Origin of the sequence: Cobetia sp. 3AK, from assembly GCF_029846335.1 — a bacterium.
GTDB lineage: Bacteria > Pseudomonadota > Gammaproteobacteria > Pseudomonadales > Halomonadaceae > Cobetia > Cobetia marina.
Genome location: NZ_JARWKR010000004.1, coordinates 151,757 through 172,983 on the forward strand (window position 1 = coordinate 151,757; position 21,227 = coordinate 172,983).

General features: G+C 63.3%; 19 protein-coding genes. 7 read left to right on the forward strand and 12 right to left on the reverse strand.

Going from position 1 to position 21,227, the window contains the following annotated elements; translation table 11 throughout:
- Positions 1-110: 110 nt before the first annotated feature.
- The 4 genes from QD228_RS07260 to QD228_RS07275 all read right to left on the reverse strand — a co-directional run bounded on the left by QD228_RS07260 (position 111) and on the right by QD228_RS07275 (position 4,037).
- Positions 111-1,091, reverse strand: coding sequence for an EamA family transporter (locus tag QD228_RS07260; protein ID WP_279874944.1), 981 nt, complete (start codon positions 1,089-1,091; stop codon positions 111-113).
- 200 nt (positions 1,092-1,291) lie between these two features.
- Positions 1,292-2,512: a DMT family transporter gene (locus QD228_RS07265; protein ID WP_279874945.1), complete on the reverse strand. Its 1,221-nt coding sequence runs from the start codon at positions 2,510-2,512 to the stop codon at positions 1,292-1,294.
- A 176-nt stretch (positions 2,513-2,688) separates the two neighbouring features.
- Positions 2,689-3,420 carry an AraC family transcriptional regulator gene (locus QD228_RS07270; RefSeq protein WP_077376130.1) on the reverse strand — a complete coding sequence of 244 codons (732 nt, stop codon included), beginning with the start codon at positions 3,418-3,420 and terminating at the stop codon, positions 2,689-2,691.
- Positions 3,421-3,494: 74 nt separating this feature from the next.
- On the reverse strand, positions 3,495-4,037 hold the full coding sequence (locus tag QD228_RS07275) for a carboxypeptidase regulatory-like domain-containing protein (RefSeq protein WP_271302535.1): 543 nt from the start codon (positions 4,035-4,037) through the stop codon (positions 3,495-3,497).
- 319 nt (positions 4,038-4,356) lie between these two features.
- On the opposite strand from QD228_RS07275, the gene QD228_RS07280 reads away from it, so the two are divergent.
- The 4 genes from QD228_RS07280 to QD228_RS07295 all read left to right on the forward strand — a co-directional run bounded on the left by QD228_RS07280 (position 4,357) and on the right by QD228_RS07295 (position 9,067).
- Complete coding sequence (locus QD228_RS07280; RefSeq protein ID WP_279874946.1) at positions 4,357-4,941, forward strand: sugar dehydrogenase complex small subunit; 585 nt, start codon at positions 4,357-4,359, stop codon at positions 4,939-4,941.
- 109 nt (positions 4,942-5,050) lie between these two features.
- Positions 5,051-6,664 carry a GMC family oxidoreductase gene (locus tag QD228_RS07285; protein WP_077376139.1) on the forward strand — a complete coding sequence of 538 codons (1,614 nt, stop codon included), beginning with the start codon at positions 5,051-5,053 and terminating at the stop codon, positions 6,662-6,664.
- Positions 6,665-6,666: 2 nt separating this feature from the next.
- On the forward strand, positions 6,667-8,208 hold the full coding sequence (locus QD228_RS07290) for a cytochrome c (RefSeq protein ID WP_218015077.1): 1,542 nt from the start codon (positions 6,667-6,669) through the stop codon (positions 8,206-8,208).
- Positions 8,209-8,527: 319 nt separating this feature from the next.
- Entirely contained in the window at positions 8,528-9,067 is a 540-nt protein-coding gene (locus tag QD228_RS07295) for a hypothetical protein (protein WP_077376142.1), read from the forward strand.
- A gap of 146 nt (positions 9,068-9,213) precedes the next feature.
- Here the strand turns inward: QD228_RS07295 and QD228_RS07300 are convergent, their stop codons facing one another.
- From QD228_RS07300 to rbsD, 8 genes are all read right to left on the reverse strand, one after another.
- Positions 9,214-10,248, reverse strand: coding sequence for a hypothetical protein (locus QD228_RS07300; protein WP_279874950.1), 1,035 nt, complete (start codon positions 10,246-10,248; stop codon positions 9,214-9,216).
- 248 nt (positions 10,249-10,496) lie between these two features.
- Complete coding sequence (locus QD228_RS07305) at positions 10,497-11,702, reverse strand: dicarboxylate/amino acid:cation symporter (protein WP_136937751.1); 1,206 nt, start codon at positions 11,700-11,702, stop codon at positions 10,497-10,499.
- 226 nt (positions 11,703-11,928) lie between these two features.
- Positions 11,929-13,149 (reverse strand): MFS transporter, encoded by a 1,221-nt coding sequence (locus tag QD228_RS07310; protein WP_279874951.1) that lies wholly within the window; start codon positions 13,147-13,149, stop codon positions 11,929-11,931.
- A gap of 138 nt (positions 13,150-13,287) precedes the next feature.
- On the reverse strand, positions 13,288-14,313 hold the full coding sequence (locus QD228_RS07315; RefSeq protein WP_279874953.1) for a LacI family DNA-binding transcriptional regulator: 1,026 nt from the start codon (positions 14,311-14,313) through the stop codon (positions 13,288-13,290).
- Positions 14,314-14,478: 165 nt separating this feature from the next.
- Complete coding sequence (rbsB, locus tag QD228_RS07320) at positions 14,479-15,372, reverse strand: ribose ABC transporter substrate-binding protein RbsB (RefSeq protein ID WP_279874954.1); 894 nt, start codon at positions 15,370-15,372, stop codon at positions 14,479-14,481.
- Positions 15,373-15,526: 154 nt separating this feature from the next.
- On the reverse strand, positions 15,527-16,504 hold the full coding sequence (rbsC, locus tag QD228_RS07325) for a ribose ABC transporter permease (RefSeq protein WP_084208619.1): 978 nt from the start codon (positions 16,502-16,504) through the stop codon (positions 15,527-15,529).
- Complete coding sequence (locus QD228_RS07330; RefSeq protein ID WP_279874956.1) at positions 16,504-18,138, reverse strand: sugar ABC transporter ATP-binding protein; 1,635 nt, start codon at positions 18,136-18,138, stop codon at positions 16,504-16,506. The genes rbsC and QD228_RS07330 overlap by 1 nt, the downstream gene beginning before the upstream one ends.
- A gap of 5 nt (positions 18,139-18,143) precedes the next feature.
- Positions 18,144-18,563 (reverse strand): D-ribose pyranase, encoded by a 420-nt coding sequence (rbsD, locus tag QD228_RS07335; protein WP_279874957.1) that lies wholly within the window; start codon positions 18,561-18,563, stop codon positions 18,144-18,146.
- Positions 18,564-18,902: 339 nt separating this feature from the next.
- Between rbsD and fliD the strand changes: the two genes are divergently transcribed.
- From fliD to QD228_RS07350, 3 genes are all read left to right on the forward strand, one after another.
- The gene (fliD, locus tag QD228_RS07340) at positions 18,903-20,339 is read left to right on the forward strand and encodes a flagellar filament capping protein FliD (RefSeq protein WP_077376162.1); all 1,437 of its coding nucleotides are present in this window, start codon (positions 18,903-18,905) and stop codon (positions 20,337-20,339) included.
- 90 nt (positions 20,340-20,429) lie between these two features.
- Entirely contained in the window at positions 20,430-20,831 is a 402-nt protein-coding gene (gene fliS / locus QD228_RS07345; RefSeq protein WP_077376165.1) for a flagellar export chaperone FliS, read from the forward strand.
- Positions 20,828-21,178 carry a flagellar protein FliT gene (locus QD228_RS07350; protein ID WP_077376168.1) on the forward strand — a complete coding sequence of 117 codons (351 nt, stop codon included), beginning with the start codon at positions 20,828-20,830 and terminating at the stop codon, positions 21,176-21,178. Before fliS ends, QD228_RS07350 begins: the two co-directional genes overlap by 4 nt.
- The last annotated feature ends 49 nt before the right edge of the window (positions 21,179-21,227 follow it).

The window sequence follows — 21,227 nt, forward strand, 5'->3', positions numbered from 1 at the left end:
CGGCGAGTGATCGAGACGGCGTAATCCCGTGAGTACATGCCCAGTAACACAGAAAGCCCCAGCCTGAGGATCAGGCTGGGGCTTTCTGTTGTTCAGGCTCCAGGCATTCTTCAGATCGTTTTCGGCCTCACTTGAATCACCAGGCAGACGGCAATCAGTACCATGCCGAGCCAGCCGAGCGGGGCGATATGCTCGCCGACGATGGTGACGGCGAGCAGGGCAGCGACCAGCGGCTCGAACAGCGTGAGCAGGGTGGCCTTGCTGGCGGTGATGGTCTTGAGGCCATAGCCGAAGGCGAGATAGCCGAGGAACATCGGTACCAGTGCCATGTAGAGTGCCACGCCTGCGTTGCCGGCAGTGGCGAACAGGCGCGGGTCTGCCACCAGCATGCTGAGGCCCAGGCCTGCGATCAACGCGATGCCGGCGACGCCGAACAGGCTGCCCATGGCCGCGCGAGCGTGGATACCACCTTCCATCATGTGCCGTGCGATCAGCGAGTAGGCGGCGTAGGTCACCCCGGCGATGATGCCCAGCGCGATACCTGCCAGGCGCGCCAGTTCATCAGTGAAGGCAAGGCGACCGTCAGCACTCTGCCCCGTGGCGAGGGGTGTCGTCATGCCCTGATGGCCCGTTTCGCCCAATGCCATCATCACCACCCCGACGATGCCCAGCGCGAGGCTGAGATACCAGCTTGGCGTGAGTCGATGGTGGCCGAACAGGCGCTCCAGTATCGCGGCCGCCAGGGGTGCCGTGGCGATGGTGATCACCGTGCCGATGGCAACGCCGGCCAGGTGCATCGAGGAGTAGAAGGCCAGCGGGTAGATGACGACACATACGGCGCCGAGCAATACCCAGCGCTTCTGCGCCAACACAAGCCCCAGGCAATCAGTGATGTTCGGGCGTGCTACCCATGCCTGCAACACCCCACCGATCCCCATGGCGAAGGCGCCGGTGGCCAGTGGGCTGACGTCCTGATTGAAGTGGGCCGCCGTGCCGGTGGTGCCCCACAGCAGTGCCGCAAACAGCACCGCCAGGCTGCCCAGCGCTCCCGACTTCGAGGGTTGGGTGGTCAGAGGAGAGATCGTTGTCATCCAGGCATTCCTTTGGCGTGAGAGGTGCGCTCTTTCTCGTCGGCTCGCCATGCATGCCGCGAGCACGCAGAGTGTGCTGAAACCACTTTCTGTCATGATCACGACAACGCGGCGAGTCACTGCGGTCTGCGCCCCGTCGTCAGCTCAGTGCAACCGGCTCAGTGAGGCCAGTTCAGTGAGGTCAGTTCAGTGAGATCCGTTCAACGTGGTGTCCTGTCGCCGGACTCCACTGCCGCATGGGACCAGCCGTGCTGGCTCTCTGTGGGGTAGTCGAGCATTGCGACGCTTTCGCAGACGGACTCCTGCCCGCTATCGCTGCCAGTCCAGAGCCCCGTCGCCAGGTCAGTCTCCAGATCAGACGCCCGCTCTGCCTCAAGGTCAGGGCGTCGTGATGCGTGGGAGGACCTTGCCCATGCGGTGGGCGCTGGCTGCGGACTGGCCGTCGGTGTCCTGGGGGCGCGGGAGCGAAGCTGCAGCATCAGGCAGGTCATGATCAACAGCATGCCAACCGCCCCCATCATGGTGAACTGCTCGCCGACCACCACGACCGCCAGAACGCCTGCCACCAGCGGCTCGAACATGGTCAGCATGGTGACGCGACTGATGGGCACGCTGGCCAGCCCACGCCCGAAGACCAGACTGGCCAGCAGCATGGGAATCAGCGCCATGTAGATGGCGACACTGGCATTCACCGGCGTGGCGAACAGGCGCGGGTCGTGGATGAGGCTGGCGGCACCAAGGCCGAGCAGCAGCAGCACACCTGCGGTGCCGAACAGGCAGCCCATCGCCGCACGCCCGTGGGTGCCTTGCAACATCATGCGTCTGGCGAGCAGCGAATAGGTGGCGTAGCTTGCGCCGGCCACGATCCCCAGGGCGATGCCGATGAGCTTGCGCTCATCCATGAGCATCGCCGCCTCGCCATGCGCTTCCAGCAGTGGCGTGGCTTCAGGCAACGCGGTCTCGCCGATGGCCATCAGCGCGACGCCGATCATTCCCAGCGTCAGTGCGACATACCAGCTGGCAGTGACCTTCTTGCGGTCCAGCAGATATTCCAGTGCGGCGGCCGCCAAGGGGGCCGTGGCGATGGTGATGACGGTGCCCATCGCGACACCGGTGTATTCCATGGCCGAGTAGAAGGCCAGGGGATAGCAGATGATGAACAGAGCGCCCCAGGCCACCAGGTGTTTCTGTGCGAGCAGCTTGTGTGCCTCGGCGCGAAGATGGCGGCGTGACAGGATGGCCTGGAGTACGCCGCCCACCCCCATGGCGAAGGCGCCAGTGGCCAGCGGGCTCACACCCTGATTGAAGTGGGCGGCCGTGCCGGTGGTTCCCCACAGGCAGGCAGCCAGCAGTACGCACAGGTTGCCGGTCTGACGTTGGAGCAGCGGGGAGAGCGAAGCGTTCGCGATGCGGTGTTGCATGGTTGATGGCTCGCAATGAAAGGTGATTCGGTGACCACGAGATTACGCTTCATTGCGAATCGATATTGTGCTGAAACTACGCTTCGTTCTGCTGGAGACAGCCAAGTGAGCCAGCAGGCGTCTGAAACGCCGTGACAAGGGCGGGAGAGGTGCTGAAGAAGGTCAGGGGAAGACGCTCAGCTGGAGATGGTCAGGCTGGAGTACTGGCGAGTCATCTCGCGCGGCGTCATGCCGAAATGGTGAGAGAAGCGCCGCGTGAAGGCCGACAGGTTCTGATAGCCCACTGCCTCGGCGACCTGCTGGACACTGAGGTCGGAATGGATCAACTGCGCACGGGCGCGCTCCATGCGCCGGGCTGTCAGGTACTGTTTGACGCTGACGCCCAGGTTGTCACGAAAGATCTTGTGGAACTGGGTAGGACTCAGATGCGCCAGGGCCGCCAATGATGCTACGTCATGCGGCTGATCCAGCTGCTCGTTCATGACATCCAGCACTCTGAGCAGACGCCGATCGACACGCTTGTCGCAGGTCTGCCGCTCCAGCAGGCCCAGAAACAGCTCGATGGCCAGACGGTCGATCCGCGCATCGACCTTGCCCTGCAGCTGGGCTTCGAGAAACAGCAGATAGTTCATCAGCAGGGTGCTGATGGAGAACACCACGCGCCGAGTGGCGGCGAGATTGTCGGGCAGGTAATCCAGGTCCGCGACGATGAAGCGTGCCGCGTCATGGGCCTGGAACTGATGGGTCTCGCCCGAGCGGATGATCACGCATTCGCCGGTGACCACGGTACCGGTGTAGCCGCCGACCTGGATGTCGAGATGGCCCCGGATCGGCAGCACCAGCTGCGGATACTGGTGATCATGCACATCGGCGCGTGGCGTGTAGGAACGTAACGAGAGTGCCGTCATGGTGTCGTGGTCATTCGTCGATCATCCCTCAGGGTGGCAGGCCCGGGGCTCGCGGGAGTCTGGGCTCAGCACGCTCAGCGGCTCAGTTCGATATTGCGTGTCTGACCACGCCCGACCTGCACCTGGCTCAGGATGAGCGGGCTGCGGGTGCCATCGGGCAGTTTGATGACGCCGGCGACATAGAAGGTGCCGGCGGGCAGGCCGGTGGCATTGAAGTAGCCATTGCTGTCGGTGCGCACGATATGGGTATAGGCCTGGGCACGCGGGTCGGCGCGCTCTGCCGTCTTGCCGGCCAGTGCCAGTTCCGCGGCTTCCGCGGAGTAGGTGGTGACCGGCGCGATCGAGATGCCTGCCCGGTTGGCATGGATCGTCTGACCCTGCCAGTCATAGGACATGCGGCCCTTGATGACCGAGGTTCCCGTCTTGTCGAGCTTGGCGTACTCCGCCTCCGGGAAGGCCACTGTCCGCTTGACGCGCTGATCGCCGTCCTCGGAGGCAGTGGTGCTGCCGAAGTCCGGAAGGGAAATGCTGTCGGCGATACGGGACGCGCTCTCGCACCCTGCCAGCAGAGTGGTGGTGAGAATCAACGCGAGAGGGGTACGCAGGGTGCGAAGCATGATGGCCATCCTTGGAATGACGAAGGGATCAAGCCCACATCCTACTGTGCCGCGAGATGACTGAAAACGTCAGCCGCCGCGAAAGACGTAAGCCACGCTCCCGGGGCGAGGGGTGGGGCCTGCCGCGTTCGCTCGGGTTGCATCGAGCGCGATGGCAGGGTTGCGCAAGTGCGAACGCATGATTCATTAGTCTTTCGTCTATGAGGGGGTGCCAATTGTTACCATTCACCCAATGTTAATGTTTCCCGCTTGACCTGCTGCTGGCCTGCCAGCGTGCTCGAGTGTGCGTATCTGTTCCCATGATTGCCCGGAGAGCCCCATGACGACTTCGCCTGAGACCGATGCCTTGCCTGATTCGACTCATGACACCGCACGCGTCGATGCTTCCCGGCGTCGCCTGCTCAAGCGTGGTCTGCTCGGGGTCGGTGCCGCGACACTGACCAGCCTGCCATTGTCGGCGCTGGCGCAAACGGTCACCAGCAGTGCCCGGGAGACGGATGAGGATGGCGCCTTTGCCGCCTTCATGTCCCTCTCGGCATGGCTCTTGAGTGACAGAGTCCTCAATGAGCGCCTCGGGCAGCGGTTCTTCGAGGCACTGGCGCGCACGCCCGTCGATGGCGTGCCGGGCCTTGGCACGCTGGTGGACCTGAGAGATCGTCTCCTGGTCCTGGGGGAGCAGCGTGAATATCTGCGCGAGGATGACGTGAGCGAAGCCGAGATGGCGCTGGTGCGACGCGTGCTGCAGGCCTGGATGCTGGGGACGGTGGGGCAATCTGCCACCGACCCGCAGGCCGAGGTGATCGCCTTTGAACATGCCGGCATGTATGCAGGCCCCCGCGATGTCCAGGTCGTGCGGACCTATTGCCCGAATCGTCCCGGTTTCTGGGCCGAGCGTCCTGCCTGAATCCACTCGTTCATCTGCCAGCATCGCCATGAGAGCGGGCGGCAACGAATGCCCTGACGACATCGCAGTCCCGCTGCGGTGACGCAAAGCACCTTGAGGAGAACCCCGCATGGCTGAGGAAGCTCGTACGTATGACGCTGACGTGATCGTGGTGGGCTCCGGCGTTGCCGGTGCCCTGATCGCGCATCGTCTGGCCGAAGCCGGCAAGGCGGTCATCATGCTGGAAGCCGGCCCGCGACTGGAGCGCTGGCAGATCGTGGAGCGCTTTCGCAATCAGGCCGACAAGATGGACTTCATGGGGCCGTATCCCGCCAGCAAGGCGGCACCGCATCCCATGCTGCATGGCGACAATGCCGACTATCTCGTCCAGAAGGGTGAGCAGCCCTATGACGCGCAGTATATCCGTGCCGTCGGCGGTACCACCTGGCATTGGGCGGCCTCGGCCTGGCGCTTCCTGCCCAGCGATTTCCGTCTCAAGAGCGAATATGGAGTAGGTCTCGACTGGCCGATCGCCTATGAGGACCTGGAAGACTACTACTTCCGGGCCGAGGTGGCGCTGGGTGTCTGGGGGCCGAATGATGTCGATCTCGGCAGCCCGCGCAGCGCCGAGTATCCGATGGCGCCTCTGCCGCTGTCGTGGAACGAACGGCGGGTCAGCGAGCGCATCAACCCCCACGGTTTTGACATGGTCACCGAGCCGGTGGCGCGCAACAGCCGCCCCTACGATGACCGCCCGACCTGCTGCGGCAACAACAACTGCATGCCGATCTGCCCGATCGGGGCGATGTACTCCGGCATCATTCACGTCGAGAAGGCGGAGCGCGCCGGTGCCCGACTGATCGACAATGCCATCGTCCATCATCTGGAAAGCGATGCCAGCGGCAAGATCCGCGAGGTGCGCTATCTCGACCCGCAAGGCAAGCAGCATCGACTGAGCGCACCCAAGGTGGTGCTGGCGGCCAATGGCATCGAGACGCCCAAGCTGATGCAGATGTCGGTGAATGCACATACCCCCGACGGTGTGGGCAATCAGAACGACATGGTCGGCCGGCATCTGATGGATCACCCGGGTACCGGTGTGAGCTTTCTGGCCGATGAGGCACTGTGGGCCGGCCGTGGCCCCCAGGAGATGACGTCCATCATCACCTGGCGTGACGGGGATTTTCGCCGTGAATTCGCCTCCAAGAAGCTGCACCTTTCCAACATCGCCCGGACTCAGCAGATGACCACCGAGGTGCTGGCGGAGACACCCCTGAGGCTGGGCGCGGACCTGCAGGCGCAGATCGACAATCGTGCCAGTCGTTATGTGCAGTTCGACAGCTTCCATGAGCTGCTGCCCGAGCCAGCCAATCGCATCACGCCGTCAAAAAAACGTGACGCACTTGGTCTGCCGCGCCCGGAATTCCGTTATGCTATCGATGATTACGTCAAGCGCAGCGCCGTGCATACGCGGGAGCAATATGCACGCATCGCCAAGCTGATGGGAGGCACGGACATCGCGTTCCGTGATGAGTTCTCCAACAACCAGCATATCTGCGGTACGACCCTGATGGGAGATGACCCGACGCAATCCGTGGTGGACCGCGATTGCCGAGTGCATGGCCACGACAATCTGTTCGTCGCCAGCTCCGGCAGCATGCCGACAGTCGGCTCGGTCAACTGCACTCTGACGATTGCCGCCTTGTCTCTTCGTATTGCCGATCTGCTCGAACAGGAAATATAAGCATGGTCCCGCACGCCCGTACTGCTGGCATTCGTGATGCCATTGATGAGAATGCCCGAGGTGCCCGCCTCACGGCCCGTCCCGCGCGTCTGGCCCGTGCAATTCGTCTTGCTGCCATTGCCGGTTCCAGTGCGCTGTTGCTCAGCGCCTGTGGCAGTGGTGAAGATGAGCACGCCAGGCAGGTGGAGGCCGACAAGGCCGCCACCAATGATCCGGCGTTGATCGAGAAGGGCCTGTACATGGCACGCGCCAGTGATTGCGCTGCCTGTCATAGTACGCAAGATGGTGAAGAGTACGCCGGCGGTCTCGGTTTCGAGACGCCGGTCGGCAAGATCTTCGCCACCAACATCACCCCGGACACCGAACACGGTATCGGCAACTACACCCTCGAGGAGTACACCCGTGTACTGCGCGAAGGCGAGGCGGCCGATGGCCACAATCTCTATCCGGCGATGCCGTTCCCGTCCTATGCACGTCTGACCGATGACGACATCAAGTCACTCTATGCCTGGAACATGCATGACGTGACGCCGAGCGCTACGCCGAACCGTGAGAGCGAGATTCCGTTCCCGCTCAACATGCGTTGGCCGATGGCGCTGTGGGAAGAGATCTTCTCGCCGCTGGAGCCCTGGCAGGATGACCCCGAGAAGAGCGCCGACTGGAACCGTGGCGCCTATCTCGTCCAGGGGCCGGGACACTGTGGCAGCTGCCACACCGAGCGTGGCATCGCCTTCCAGGAGAAGGCGCTGACAGGCGATGAGGACGGCTATCTCGGTGGTGCGATGATCGAAGGCTGGCGCGCCTTCAACCTGACGCCGGACATGCAGGATGGTCTGGGCAGCTGGAGTGAGCAGGATATCCAGACCTACCTCGCCACCGGCAATCTCAAGGGCAAGGCGCAGGCCGGCGGCCCGATGGCGGATGTCGTCACGCACTCCATGCGTCACATGAGCGAAGATGATCTGCGTGCCATTGCCGTCTATCTGAAGTCCATCCCGGCCGTGAATGGCAAGGGTGAGCAGGGCGAGGCGATCAATGATGGCGATCGCCAGGCGGAAGCCGAGCAGGCCAGCGAGCCTCAGGTCGCCACGCGGTTCAATCAGGGGGCACCGGCTGACGATGTCCTGTTGCTGCGCGGTCAGCCACTCGACAAGCGCCCGGATGACGAAGCGCTGATCGGCCAGCTGACGGATGCCACCCCGGGTGTGCGCCTGTATCTGGGCCACTGTGCCATGTGTCACGGGGCGGATGGCGCCGGCACCCAGGATGGTTACTACCCGTCGCTGTTCCACAACAGCGTGACCGGCAGTGTCTATCCGGACAACCTGGCGCAGGCGATTCTCAATGGCGTGCAGCGCGAGAACAATGGTCACAGCGTCTTCATGCCGGCCTTTGATGACAACCTGACCGACGGCGAGCTGATCAACCTGATGGACTACCTGGAGAATCGCTTCGGGGAAGGTCACCAGAGTGCCTCTCTCGCGGCACCTGATGCGCGTCGCCAGCAGTTGGCGGACAAGCTGGAAGAATGGCGCAAGCACTGAGGCGCCCTTGATCGCCCCCTCTTGCGTGAATGTGAACATGAATGTGAATGTGAACGTGAGAAGGGGGCAGGAATTGCCTGGCCAGTCGTCGAGGCATGCGTGAAGACCGCCACGACGACTGGCCGATAGGCTCACCCGGCGCCAGAGACAACCAGTGCTGGCGCTATGGTGAGGATGGGGTAAAATTGCGCCAGGCAGGACACCGACATCACATTCATCCCGCTCGGTTGCGCTCAAATGCAGCACAAACTGAAGAACTGCGGTAGAATGTGCGCCCAGACTTTAGCTCTTTATCAATTATTCGAGGCAACATAGCAGTATGACCGACGCTACTCTTGACGATCAGCTTGCATCCCTGTTTCAGGAGCAGGACACCAAGCAGGACCAGAACGCCCGCATCAAGGAGCTGGAGCGTCAGCTGCGTGAAGCCAGCAAGGAAGCCGACAAGCTCCGCAATGCCCGTGACAAGGCAAAGAAGGAAGTCGAGGACCTGCGTGCTCGCAACGAGCGTCTGAGCGAGAAGGCAGCAGCCTCTGACAAGCACCGCAAGCAGGTCGAACACGAGTTCAACCAGAAGCTGGTGCAGTACAAGGCGCGTCTGGCCCGTGAACAGGCCATCGCCCAGTCCCGCATGATGCCGATGGCAGCCGCTGAAGAGCAGGCGGAGTCCGAGGACACCGCAGACGCGGCTTCCCTGGAAGACCTGGGTCTGAACGCTGCAGCTATCCGCGCGCTGACCGAAGCCGGCTACGATGACGTCGCCAAGGTCCGCAAGGCCCACGCTGACGGCGTGATCGCTGAGGTCAAGGGTATCGGTCCCAAGGCTCAGTCCCAGATCGCGGAAGCGCTGGACGCCTGATCGTCGCTGATGAATGAAAAAACCCGCCAATTGGCGGGTTTTTTCGTGTCTGGCTGACGCGCCTGGCGTCTGACGGTCCGAGGCGGCCTGAGGGGCAAGACGGCCTGGGATCAGGACGGCTCACGACTGTCTCTCACGACCGTCACTCACGGCTGGAGTTCGGGCCAGGTGACGTTGGCCTGCTGCTCGCCCAGCCAGTCATTGAGCGCCTGACGCATGTCACTGACGGCAAGCGCATTGCCATTCAGCGCATGTACCACCTGGGGCAGGCTTGGCGCTTCACCGGCCTGGGCCGGCCACTCCTGCTTGAGCATGAAGGCCGCCTTCGTCGGGTCTTCCTGATGCAGGGTGCGTTGTGCCGCGGCGTGGGCCTGGCCCAGCTGTTGAAGCTCGGCATCGAGAGCGTCATCGGCGATGTCGGCGCGGCTGACCAGCAGCATGCGCGGGAGATCCAGCATGTTGGCGCGCGGCAGCCAGTCCTTGGAGAGCGGGTGCAGGGCCACCAGGCGGGAGGCGTCATCGCCACCCAGGAAGGCGGCATGCATCTTGCGACTGTTGATCAGCGCCTTGGGCGCATCGCCGGCGTACTCATCACCTTCCAGCGCTTCCAGCGAGCGCGGGCTCACCAGCTGCATGCTGGAACCGACCTTGACCTCGATCCACTGCTTGAGCGCCAGATGCGAGCGCGCATCACTGTCGCTGATCACCACCCGCACTGCACGCGTGGTGTCATTCAGGAAGCGAATCAGCATTTCCTGCGGCTCGAACAGCTTGGTATAGCGGATCAGCTCATCGCGTGCGACCAGGCTGACATCATCCAGGTCCGCGCCATCCAGTACCCGCAGCGGCACGCCGCTCTCGGCCAGTGCCTTGAGATTCCAGGGCGTAAGATAGGCGGCGTCCAGCGTGCCATCACGCAGCCCCTTCATCACCTCATCCGCACTGGCGAATTGCGTCAGGGTCAGCGGCTCGCGCAATGAGTCCTCGAGGGCACCTTCGGCTTCCAGCACGACGGCAGGGCTGGCGCTGACACCGGCGTCGGCAGGCATGCCGATCTCCAGGGCACTGGCCTTTTGCGCCAGCATCAAGCTGCCACCGGCGAGGCACCAGGCCGCCAGTGTGCGTCGCAGGGGCAGGCGTTGGGCACGCGAGGTGAGGGGGAAAGAGTCAAGCAGGGACATCTGGCACTCCGGCAACGGTAACAGAGAGGCGGTAACTCACCGCCATGACAGCGCTCACGCGTGGGCGCTCATGGTAGCCGTTCGCGGGCATGGTGTCAGGCGCGGCGCGGCGTCATGCCTCACCTTGAGCATGTGGAAGCCTTGCACACGAAAAAGCCCCGCCACTTCTCGAGTGACGGGGCTTTTTCGTGTGCAGCGGTTGTCCCGAACGCCCTGGAGATCAGTCCGTGACGCTCGGGTGGCCTGCTTCAGGAGCGTGAACGCGCGGCCTGCTCATCAAGCGCTTGGGCATCGCTGTCCGCGACCACGCCATCGCGGCGGGCGAAGTGGTCGACCCACAGCGCGATCACGCCGTCGCCGGTGACATTGGTGGCGGTGCCGAAGCTGTCCTGTGCCAGATACAGCGCGATCATCAGGCCAAGTTCCGCCTCGCCGAAGCCGAGCATGCTGCCGAGCACGCCCAGTGCGGCCATCACGGCGCCGCCCGGCGCACCGGGCGCGGCGATCATGGTCAGGCCCAGCATGATCAGGAAGGGGACGACTTCGCCGAGACTGGCGATGGCTAGGTCATGGCTCATCATCATCACGGCGGTAGCGCAGGTCACGATGGTGATGGTGGAGCCTGACAGATGGATGGTGGCACACAGCGGCACGCTGAAATCCGCCACTTCATCGCTGACCCCGTTGGCCTTGGTCTGACGCAGGCTGACCGGGATGGTCGCGGCGGAGGACATGGTGCCCAGCGCCGTCAGATAGGCGGGCAGCATGTTGCGCAGGAGTCCCAGCGGCGAGCGACGCTGGACGAGCCCGGTGATCAGATAGGCCGTGCTCAACCAGATCCAGTGCATCACGATGGCCAGCACCAGCACCTTCCAGAAGGTATCCAGAGTCGACAGCGCCTTGCCCTCATAGGCCATCTCGGCAAAGGTACCGGCGATGAACAGCGGCAGCAGCGGGATGATGACGCTGTTGAGGAACACGTCGACCACTTCACGTGATTCAAATACTGCGCTTTTCAGGGTCGGAAGCTCCCGACGACTGATGACGACACCGAAGACGAAGGCCAGTACCAGCGCCGTCATCACCGGCAACGCGGCCGGAATCTCGAGATCGAGGAAGGGGGCCAGTGCGTCGCGGCCTTCGGCCACGGGCGCCATGCCGGACAGCATGCCCGGCAGCAGATTGCTGGCGACCAGGAAGGCGAAGATGCCAGCGAGAATGGTGGAGCCATAGGCCATGCCGACGGTGCGTCCGAGCATGGCGCCTGAATTCTTCGGCAGAGAGGCGATGCCACTCATCACGTAGAACAGGATGATCAGCGGGATGGTGAAGTTGATCAGCTGGCCGATGATGACCTTGGCGGTCAGCGCCGCGCGGACCACGATATCCGGGGCCATCAGACCGATCAGAAGACCGGCGATGATGCCGAGGACAAGTTTGACGATGAGCTTCATGTGGATCTCGAGAGTTTGACGGGTTCTTGCCCTGAGTACAGGCCGTGAATCGCGTACCATCTCGCTGGTCGGCGGACTGCAGGTCGTCGCAGTCAGGCCACGCACCGAAATGGCGCGCAGAGTGTACCTGAATCGACTACCTGAATCATGGCGTCATTTGCCGCAGTCCGTGAGTGATGGCGGCATTCGCTGTCGTCGGGGCCCACGGTCCCCTTGAGAGGGACGTTCAGGCCTTGTGGGAGGGCGCCGCTGGCCGGCGCTGTCTGAGCAGGTGATGCACGAGCGCCAGCGCCCCGAGCGTCAGCCCGAACACTGCCATGCCCTGCCAGCCGAAGAGGCTCATCATCTTGACCCCGACGGCCGAGCCCAGGCCGGCACCGGTGTAATAGCACAGCATGTAGACGGCATTCATGCGGCTCTGTGCCTCGGGGTCGATGGAGAAGACGCGTACCTGATTGGGAATCTGGGCGGCGAAGACCCCGAGATCCAGCAGGATGATGCCGATGATCAGCCCCGTCAGGCTGTCTCCCCAGAGGCCGAGTACCGCGAAGGCGGCCACCACCATCGTGAGCGCGAGGCTGATCAAGGGGCCTGCGCCGACACGATTGACCAGACGTCCCGACGCCTTGGCTCCGATGATCCCCGCCAGTCCGATGATGCCGAACAGTCCGGCTTGCTGAACGCTGTAATCAAAGGGCGTGTCGGTGACATGAAGTGCCAGTGTCGCCCACATGGCGTTGAAGGCCGCGAACCACAGTGCGCCGGTGAGCGCGGATTCGCGCAGCAGCGCATGGCGTTTCAGCAGCGTGAACATCGAGGCGATGAGCCTGGGATAGGCCATCTGCACCGCAGGGGCACGACTCGGCAGCTGACGATACAGTGACACACCGATGACGATGGCGAGGATGGCGGCGACCAGAAAGACGCTGCGCCAGCCCCAGTACTCGGCGATGCTGCCGCTCAGGGTGCGCGAGAGCAGGATGCCGATGGTCAGCCCCGTCATCAGCGTGCCGATCACCTTGCCGCGCCTCTGCGGAGTGGAGAGTGACGCGGCAAGCGGGATCAGCTGCTGGGTGATGTTGGCGCCCAGACCGACCACGAAACTCGCCACCAGCAATGGCCAGAGACTCGGGGCAAGAAAGACGCCCAGCGAGGCCACGGCCAGGGTGATGGACAGATTGCGGATCAACAGGCGTCTGTCCATGGTGTCGCCCAGCGGCGAGATCAGCAGGATCGCCACGGCATAACCGAACTGCGTGGCCGAGGGAATCATGCCGATGGTGCCCTGACTGACGCCGAGTGAGGCTGCCATGTCGGCCAGCAGCGGCTGGTTGTAATACAGGTTGGCTGCCGTGGCGGCCACGGCAATCGTCATCAGCAACAGCAGGCCGCGACTGATGGGGGAGGACTCGGGGGTCTCCGTGGTCGTCTCGTCTTGATGGCTCACCGAAAGGCTCCTCTTGCGCATTGTGCTGATGTGCGGATCTGACGCGCTGATCTGGCGTCGATCAAGGTGGCCTACGGTATGTCGCCATCACCTATAAGAGAAATGTTGATAATGGATATCTTTGATGCCGAGCTGTTATCAGCGCGAGCCTGATGAGGCCCGGTCTACCCTCGAGACGCTCTCGCGCACGACCAGCGTGGGGGCCAGCTGGGTCTGTCCCGGGAAGGGGGAACCCTCCAAGCGGGCGATGAGCTGTTCCACTGCCGTGGTGCCGAGGTCATAGATCGGCTGGCGGATGGTGGTGAGTGCCGGGTTGAGGTAGGCGCTGATCTCGATGTCGTCGTAGCCGATGATCGACAGCTCGCGTGGGACCTCGAGGCCGAGATCCTGCGCGGCGCGCAGACAGCCCAGCGCCAGCAGGTCATTGAAGGCGAAGATGGCGTCCGGACGATCCCCGGGGTCCGCCAGCAGCAGGTGAGCGGCGCGATGGCCATCTTCCAGCATCAGGTCGGTGGCAACCTGCCAGTCCTCCGGTACGCCCAGGCCGGCGGCCTTAAGCGCCCCGAGTGCTCCGCACAGGCGCTCCCGCGAGCGGGCGTGGTCGCGTGGGCCGGTCAACAGCGCGATGCGCTCGAGTCCGCGGGATATCAAATGCTCGATGGCAAGCCTGCCCCCCAGGCGCGAGTCATCGTTGACCACCGTCATGTCCCAGCCCGGCTGGGGTTCGGCGTCCATCATCACCGTCGGCAGCGGCAGGGCGCTGAGAGCCTGCAGAAAGCCCTCGCCGTTCTCGGCGGTCATCACCACCAGCCCATCGATGCGGCGATCGCGCAGTGTCTCGAGATAGCTGAGCTGCTTGGCATCGATATCATCGCTGTTGCACAGGATCAGGCTGTAGCCTGCCTGATAGCAGCGGTCCTCGACTCCACGGATCACCTCGGCGAAGAACGGGTTGTGCGCGCTGGTGACGATCATCCCCAGCGTGCGGCTGCGATTGGATTTCAGCGCACGTGCCACGCTGTCCGGCCGATAGCCGAGTGCCGCGATGGCCTCGCGCACCCGCGCTTCGGTGTCCCTGGCGACGGGCCGAGTGGCATTCACCACATGTGAGACGGTGGTGACGGAAACGCCTGCCCGTGCCGCCACATCCTTGAGTCGAATCACGCTGCCTGTCCCCTGTCCCTGGTGGAATGATGCGTCTTGTTCTGACGCCTGTCGTCACGTCTGTCGATGTGAATGTCGTCGCGTGTCGGTGGCGCCGGCGGTGAGCGGTGACGAAGACGCCGGCACGAGGCCGGCGTCTTGGTGTCACGTCTCGCGGGCTCGCGCTTACTCGGTGATCAGCTTGAGCGGCACTTCGGTGGTCTTGTCGACATCCTCGCCCTTGAGCAGCTTGTCGGCGACTTCCACGCCGAGACTGCCGATCAGTGAGGGTTGCTGCGCGATGGTCGCGTCCATCTTGCCGGCCTGAACCGCCTTGATGCCTTCATCGGTGCCGTCGAAACCGACCAGAAGGATGTCCTTGCCGGCCGCCTGCAGCGCGCGCTGTGCGCCGAGGGCCATTTCATCGTTCTGCGCGAAGACGGCATTCACCTCAGGATGCGCCTGGAGCAGATTCTCCATCACGTTGAGGCCCTGGGTGCGATTGAAGTTGGCCGGCTGGCTGGCGATCAGGCTGATGTCCGAGTGACCCTCGATGGCCTTGAGGAAGCCTTCCCCACGGTCACGTGTCGCGGAGGCACCGGCCACGCCCTCAAGCTGGACGACCTTGCCTTCTCCGCCGAGTTTCTCGGCGATGAAGCTGCCGGCCAGTTCGCCACCCGCGACGTTGTCGGAGGCCACGTGGGCGGCGATCCGGCCGCCGTTGGCGCTACGATCCAGCGTCACCACCGGCACGTTGCGCGCATTGGCGGTACGCACGCTGGAGACGACGGCGTCGGAGTCGGTCGGGTTGACCAGCAGCAGGTCCACGCCACGTGACAGGGCGTCTTCCACGTTGGACAGCTCACGTGCGGCGTCGTTGCTGGAATCCAGCACGATCAGCTCATGGCCGAGCTCCGCCGCCTTGTCCTTGGCGCCCTGCTGCAGGCTGACGAAGAACGGGTTGTTGAGTGTGGACACGACCAGCGCGATCTTGTCCGCCATGGCGGATTGCACCGGCATCATGCTCAGACCGGCGGCGGTGATGGCGGTGGTCAGCGAGGAAACGAGCAGTTTTTTCATGGCGTGGTTCCTTTCATTGTTGTCGACGCCATCGTCTGGCGTCTTCGTTGTCGGCGACCCTGGCGATTCATGACCCCGTGGTTGGCGCACGGGATCGAGGGTCTTCGATGCTGCCGGGAATGAAATCGCAAGCGTCTTTCGCGCGCGTTCGAGACTATTTCTGGGCGCGGCTGTCGATCAGTACCGCGAGCAGGATGACGGCGCCCTTGGCGATCATCTGGAAGTAGCTTGAGACCCCCATGATGTTCAGCGCGTTGTTCAAGACCCCGATCACCAGTGCGCCGATCAAGGTGCCGAAGATGCGGCCTCGACCACCCATCAGGCTGGTGCCCCCGATGACGACGGCGGCGATGGCGTCGAGTTCGTATCCGGTGCCGGCATTCGGCTGTGCCGAACCCAGACGGGCGGCCAGGATGGCACCCGCCAGTGCCGCGAAGGCACCCGCGATGGCGTAGACGCTGATCTTGATGCGATTGACGTTGATGCCGGACAGGCGCGCCACCTTCTCGCCACCGCCGACCGCATAGACGTGACGGCCGAAGCGGGTGTGATGCAGCACGCCCCAGCACAGCACATAGACGAAGAACATCATGTAGATGGGAATCGGGACGCCCATCCAGTAGCCGCCGCCCAGGTTCCAGAAGCTGTCGGCGGCTTCACTGACGCCGATGGAGACCGGGCGACCATCGGTATAGACCAGTGTCGCGCCGCGCAGTACCGTCATCGCCACCAGGGTGACGATGAAGGCCTGGATGCGTCCGAAGGCGACGAACAGACCCGAGACTGCGCCCAGTGCGGCACCGGCGATGATGGTGCCGGGCACGCTCAGCCACGGTGACAGGCCGGCGGCGGTCATCGAGGCGGCGAAGGCGCCGGTCAGTGCCAGTACCGCACCCACTGACAGGTCGATACCGGCGGTGAGAATGACGAAGGTCACGCCCATGGCGATGATGGCGTTGATGCTGGTCTGGCGCAGCACGTTGAGCAGGTTGTCGGCAGACAGGAAGTTGTCGGACAGGCCGGCGCTGACGGCGATCAACAGTGCCAGCGCGATCAGTGCCTTGTTGTCGACCAGCAGGCGCATGATGTCGAGGCGACGGTCGCCGGCGGCGGAGGAAGTGGGAGTGGACATCAGTTCGGCATCTCGTGGCGGGAATCAGAAGACGTGTGTGGAGGGGTCGCTCGGGTGGCGCCAGTGCTGGCACTCAGCGGGCTATCGAGACCGGAGGCGGCTGTCATGATCGCTTCCTGGGTGGCGTTCTCGCGGCTGAATTCACCGGAAATCCGGCCATCGGCCACCACGAGAATGCGATCTGCCAGACCCAGCAGCTCGGGCATCTCGGAGGAGATCAGCAGGATGCACTTGCCCTGACGCTTGAGCTCGTTGATCAGCAGGTAGATCTCGCGCTTGGCACCGACATCGACACCGCGGGTCGGCTCATCGAGAATCACCAGCTCCGGTGCCGGCATCAGTGCCTTGGCCAGCGACACCTTCTGCTGATTGCCGCCGGACAGCGTATCGACCGCCTGGGCGGTATCGCTGATCTTGATCTGCATGCTCTTGACGAATTGCTCGACCGCGGCGGCTTCCTCGCTGTGACGAATGCGCCCCAGCGCACCGCAGAAGTTCGGCAGGGCACTGAGAGACATGTTGCTGGCCACCGAGTGCGCCAGAATAAGTCCTGACTGCTTGCGATCTTCCGGCACATAGACCAGGCCTGCCGCCAGTGCCGCGGCCGGCGAGGGGAACTGCCCGGACTGTCCGTTGAAGGTCACGCTTCCCGCCGCGATGCGGGTATCACCGCACAGCGCGCGCGCAAGCTCGGTGCGTCCTGCGCCCATCAGGCCGCCGAAGCCGAGCACCTCACCGCGCCGCGCCGAGAAGCTGATGCCATTGACGCCCGGCGCGTGAAGCTCCTTCACCTCCAGCATCACCTCGCCATCGGGACTGTCGGGCGTATAGGGATAGCGCTCGGCCAGTTCACGGCCGACCATCAGGCGAATCAAGCCATCCTCATCCAGTTCCGCCGTCGGCCCCTGATGGATCATCTGACCATCACGCAGCACGGCGACTTCATCGCACATGCTGAAAATCTCGTTGAGACGATGGGTGATCAGCACCAGTGAGCGTCCCTCACCGCGCAGCTCCGCGACCACCTCGGCCAGGATGTCCGTCTCGATGTCCGTCAGGGCATCGGTGGGCTCATCCATGATGATGATCTCGGCGTCAAGCGACAGGGCGCGCGCGATCTCCACCATCTGCTGCTGACCGATGCTCAGTTCACTGACGGCGGTGCGTGAATCCAGTGTCTGGCGCAGGCGATCCAGCAGTTGGCGGGCATCGGCATGCAGGCGCTTCCAGTCGACGGTGCCAAGCGCAGTGCGTGGTTCACGCCCGAGGAAGATGTTCTCGCCGGCGGACAGGCCCGGCACCAGATTGAGTTCCTGGTGAATGATGGCGATGCGACTGTCCATGGCCTGGCGTGGGGTGGTGAAGATGACTTCCTCATCGCGAAGCCACAGGGTGCCCGCGTCATAGCGATACACGCCGGAGAGAATCTTCATCAGCGTCGACTTGCCTGCGCCGTTCTCGCCAGCCAGCGCATGCACGCGGCCGGCGCGCAGCGTCAGGTCGACGCCCTTGAGCACGCTGACCCCGGAAAAGCCCTTGTCGATCCCGCGCAATGCCATCAGCACGCGCGGGGCAGCGTCCTCATTGACCTTGGGCGCTTGCGGGGTCGGATGCGTGACATCTTGCGTCTGCATGCCCATCAAAAGGGAACTCCGCAATGCAGGATCAGATTGGCGTAGGGCGTGCACTCACCGGTGCGCACGATCACGCTGGCCCTAGGGAGTTCGGCCTTGAAGGCCTCGTGCTCGATCACATGGCGCTCAAGCGGCTTGGCGTCACGCTGCTCCAGTGAGGCCAGGCGGGTCGAGAGCGCGTCGTGAAGCTCCGGGCTCTTGACCGCCAGCTCGCTGGCATGGGTCACGGCTTCGATGCACAGCTCTGCAAGCAGGGCGTCGAGCACCGGCAGCATGGCCGGCAGCCCGGGAATGACCGCCAGATCCACACAGGGGATATCGGCGGGAATCGGCAGGCCGGCATCGGCGATCACCAGGGTCTGGGTATGGCCGAGGCGAGCGATGTGCCCGCTGAGCGGCGCGTTGAGTAGGCCTTGTCGTTTCACGTCTCAGTCCTTGAATGAGGCAGGGGCGAGTCGATCCAGTCATTTACCTGACGGGTTCACCATGGGCGACAGTATGACGCGCAAACGTTTGCGGCGCGGTAGGCGAAACGTCGTAGCCCCTGTAGAGCGACTACTTTTTTGTAGTGGACGGCGCAGAAGGCGAGCGAGCGGGGGCGAGAATCGGTGATGAAGAAATGACGCCACGGGACTCAAGTGATTGCTGATGTGGCCGATAAATGCAGCAACCGGGACACAATTGCGTGTGGTATGCGTGCTTTTTCGCCCGATGGCGCAGCGAACGGCATGCCAGAATATCGCTAATGCTCAAGGGGAAGGCTTATGGCGACGATTTCATCGCTGGGGATAGGGTCGGGGCTTGACCTCAATGGCCTGCTGAGTGACCTGGAGAGCGCCGAGCGCCAGAAGCTCACGCCGATTGCCAACAAGCAGGCCAGCTACGAGGCGGAGCTGTCGGCCTGGGGGACGATCCAGAGTCGTCTGGAGTCGCTGGACACGGCGGCAGCGTCCCTGGCTGATCCCGATATCTATGCCGGCATGACGACCACCGCCAGTGGCAGTGGCGTCAGTGCCAGCGCCACCAATATCGCGGAGCCGGGCAGCTATTCGGTCTCGGTCTCCCAGCTGGCGCAGGCGCAGAGCCTGGCGACCGGGGGGCAGACCCATCGCGATGAGGCCATCGGGAGCGGGACGGCCACCACGCTGACGCTCTCGCTTGGAAGTCTCGGCAGTGACGATGGCTATGTGGCGGACGCCGAGCGCACCGCCGAGATCGTGATCGACTCCAGCAACAACAGTCTGGAAGGCATCCGGGATGCCATCAATGCGGCAGGGCTTGAGGTCAGCGCCTCCATCGTCAACGACGGCTCTGACTCGCCGTATCGTCTGGTGCTGACCTCCCGGGAGACCGGCAAGGACTCCGTCATCAGCCTGTCGACCAGCGGTGAAGAGCCGGCGCTGGAGGACCTGCTTGGCTTCGACCCCGCCGCGCCATCCGCGAGTCAGGTCGAGCAGGTGGTGGAGCCGCTGGATGCCAGCTTCAGTGTCAATGGCATCGCCATGCACAGCACCTCCAATGAGATCGACGATGCCGTGGATGGCCTCAGTCTCGTCTTGAGCGACGTGACCACGACACCGAGCACGGTGACGGTGGCCGAGAACCCGGACAAGGCGAGTTCGGCATTGCAGGCCTTCGTCACCGCTTACAACGAATTGCAGAAGACCATCGACAACTACACCGCCTTCAATGCCGATGAAGGCACGGCGGGCGAGTTGCTGGGCGATTCGACGCTGCGAACCATCGAGAGCCGGCTCACCTCGGCGCTGAATTTCACCAGTGAGGGGGACTTCTATGCGCTGTCCTCGCTGGGAGTCACTCGCACGGACGATGGCAAGCTTGAGTTCGACAGCGCCATGGTCGATGAGGCGGATGCCACGCAGCTGGCCGCCATGTCCGGCTTCTTCATCTCGGACAGCGAGGCGGGAAGCGTGGGCTTCGCAAGTCAGATGGCTGGCCTGCTGGATCAGGTGGTCGGCGATGACGGTACCCTCGAGAACACGACCGAAAGCATCGAAAGCTCGCTGGAAAGTCTCGAGAGTCAGTACGAGCAGACCGAGACCACCATTGACGCCACCATCGAGCGCTACCGGGAACAGTTCACGGCGCTGGACATTCTGGTCGCCAATCTGACCTCGACCAGCGATTACCTGACGGGACAGCTGGAAACTCTGGAAAACAGCTGGAACCTGACCGACTAGCCAGCCAGGTGATCAAACGCCGCCACCCTACATCTGACATCAGGCTGTTGAAGGCCTTGAATACGCTATGAACAAAGGAAGACAAACGTCATGAGTCGCTATCGTGGGGCCAATGCCTACGCCCGTGTCGGCGTGGAATCCGGAGTCCTGTCTGCCAGTCCCCACCAGCTGATCGTGATGCTGTTCGAGGGAGCTGATCGCACCTTGGCCGCGGCCCGTCTGCAGATGGAGGCAGGCGATATCGTGGCCAAGGGACAATCTCTGACCAAGGCCATCAACATCATCACCGATGGGCTGCGTGCCTGTCTGGATCACGAGCAGGGAGCGGACGTCGCCGCCAACCTGGATCGTATGTATGACTACATTGCCCGCTTGCTGCTCCAGGCCAATCTGTCCAACAGTGTGGAGAAGCTGGATGAAGCGCGCCGCCTGCTCAGCGAGCTGGGCGAGGCCTGGCGTCAGATCGCGGCTCACGACAAGGGACAGTCATGATCATGGAAATCGATGCGCCATCAGTGGATGAAGCGTCCGCTCTATGCGATGCGCTCTTCACTCAGATGTCCAACATGCTGGTGGCAGCGCGCGCAGGAGACTGGCCGGGTGTCATACAGGGTCAGACGCGCTATATCGAGCAGATGCAATCGCTGCGCATGCCGGATTCCGGCAGCGCGGAGGCTCGTGAGTATCTTGAGCGTCAGCTGAAGGGGCTGACGAGCATGGAGGCGGAGCTGACGACGCTGCTCAATGCGCGCAAGGCGCAGTTGCAGGAAGTGCTTGGCGATGTGGGGACTCGGCGCAAGCTGGCGCGCAGTTACGGACATCGCCAGCATCTCAGTTGAGTCGGTTCGGGCCGGATGAGGCCATTGGCAATGCCGAGCGTCATCCTAT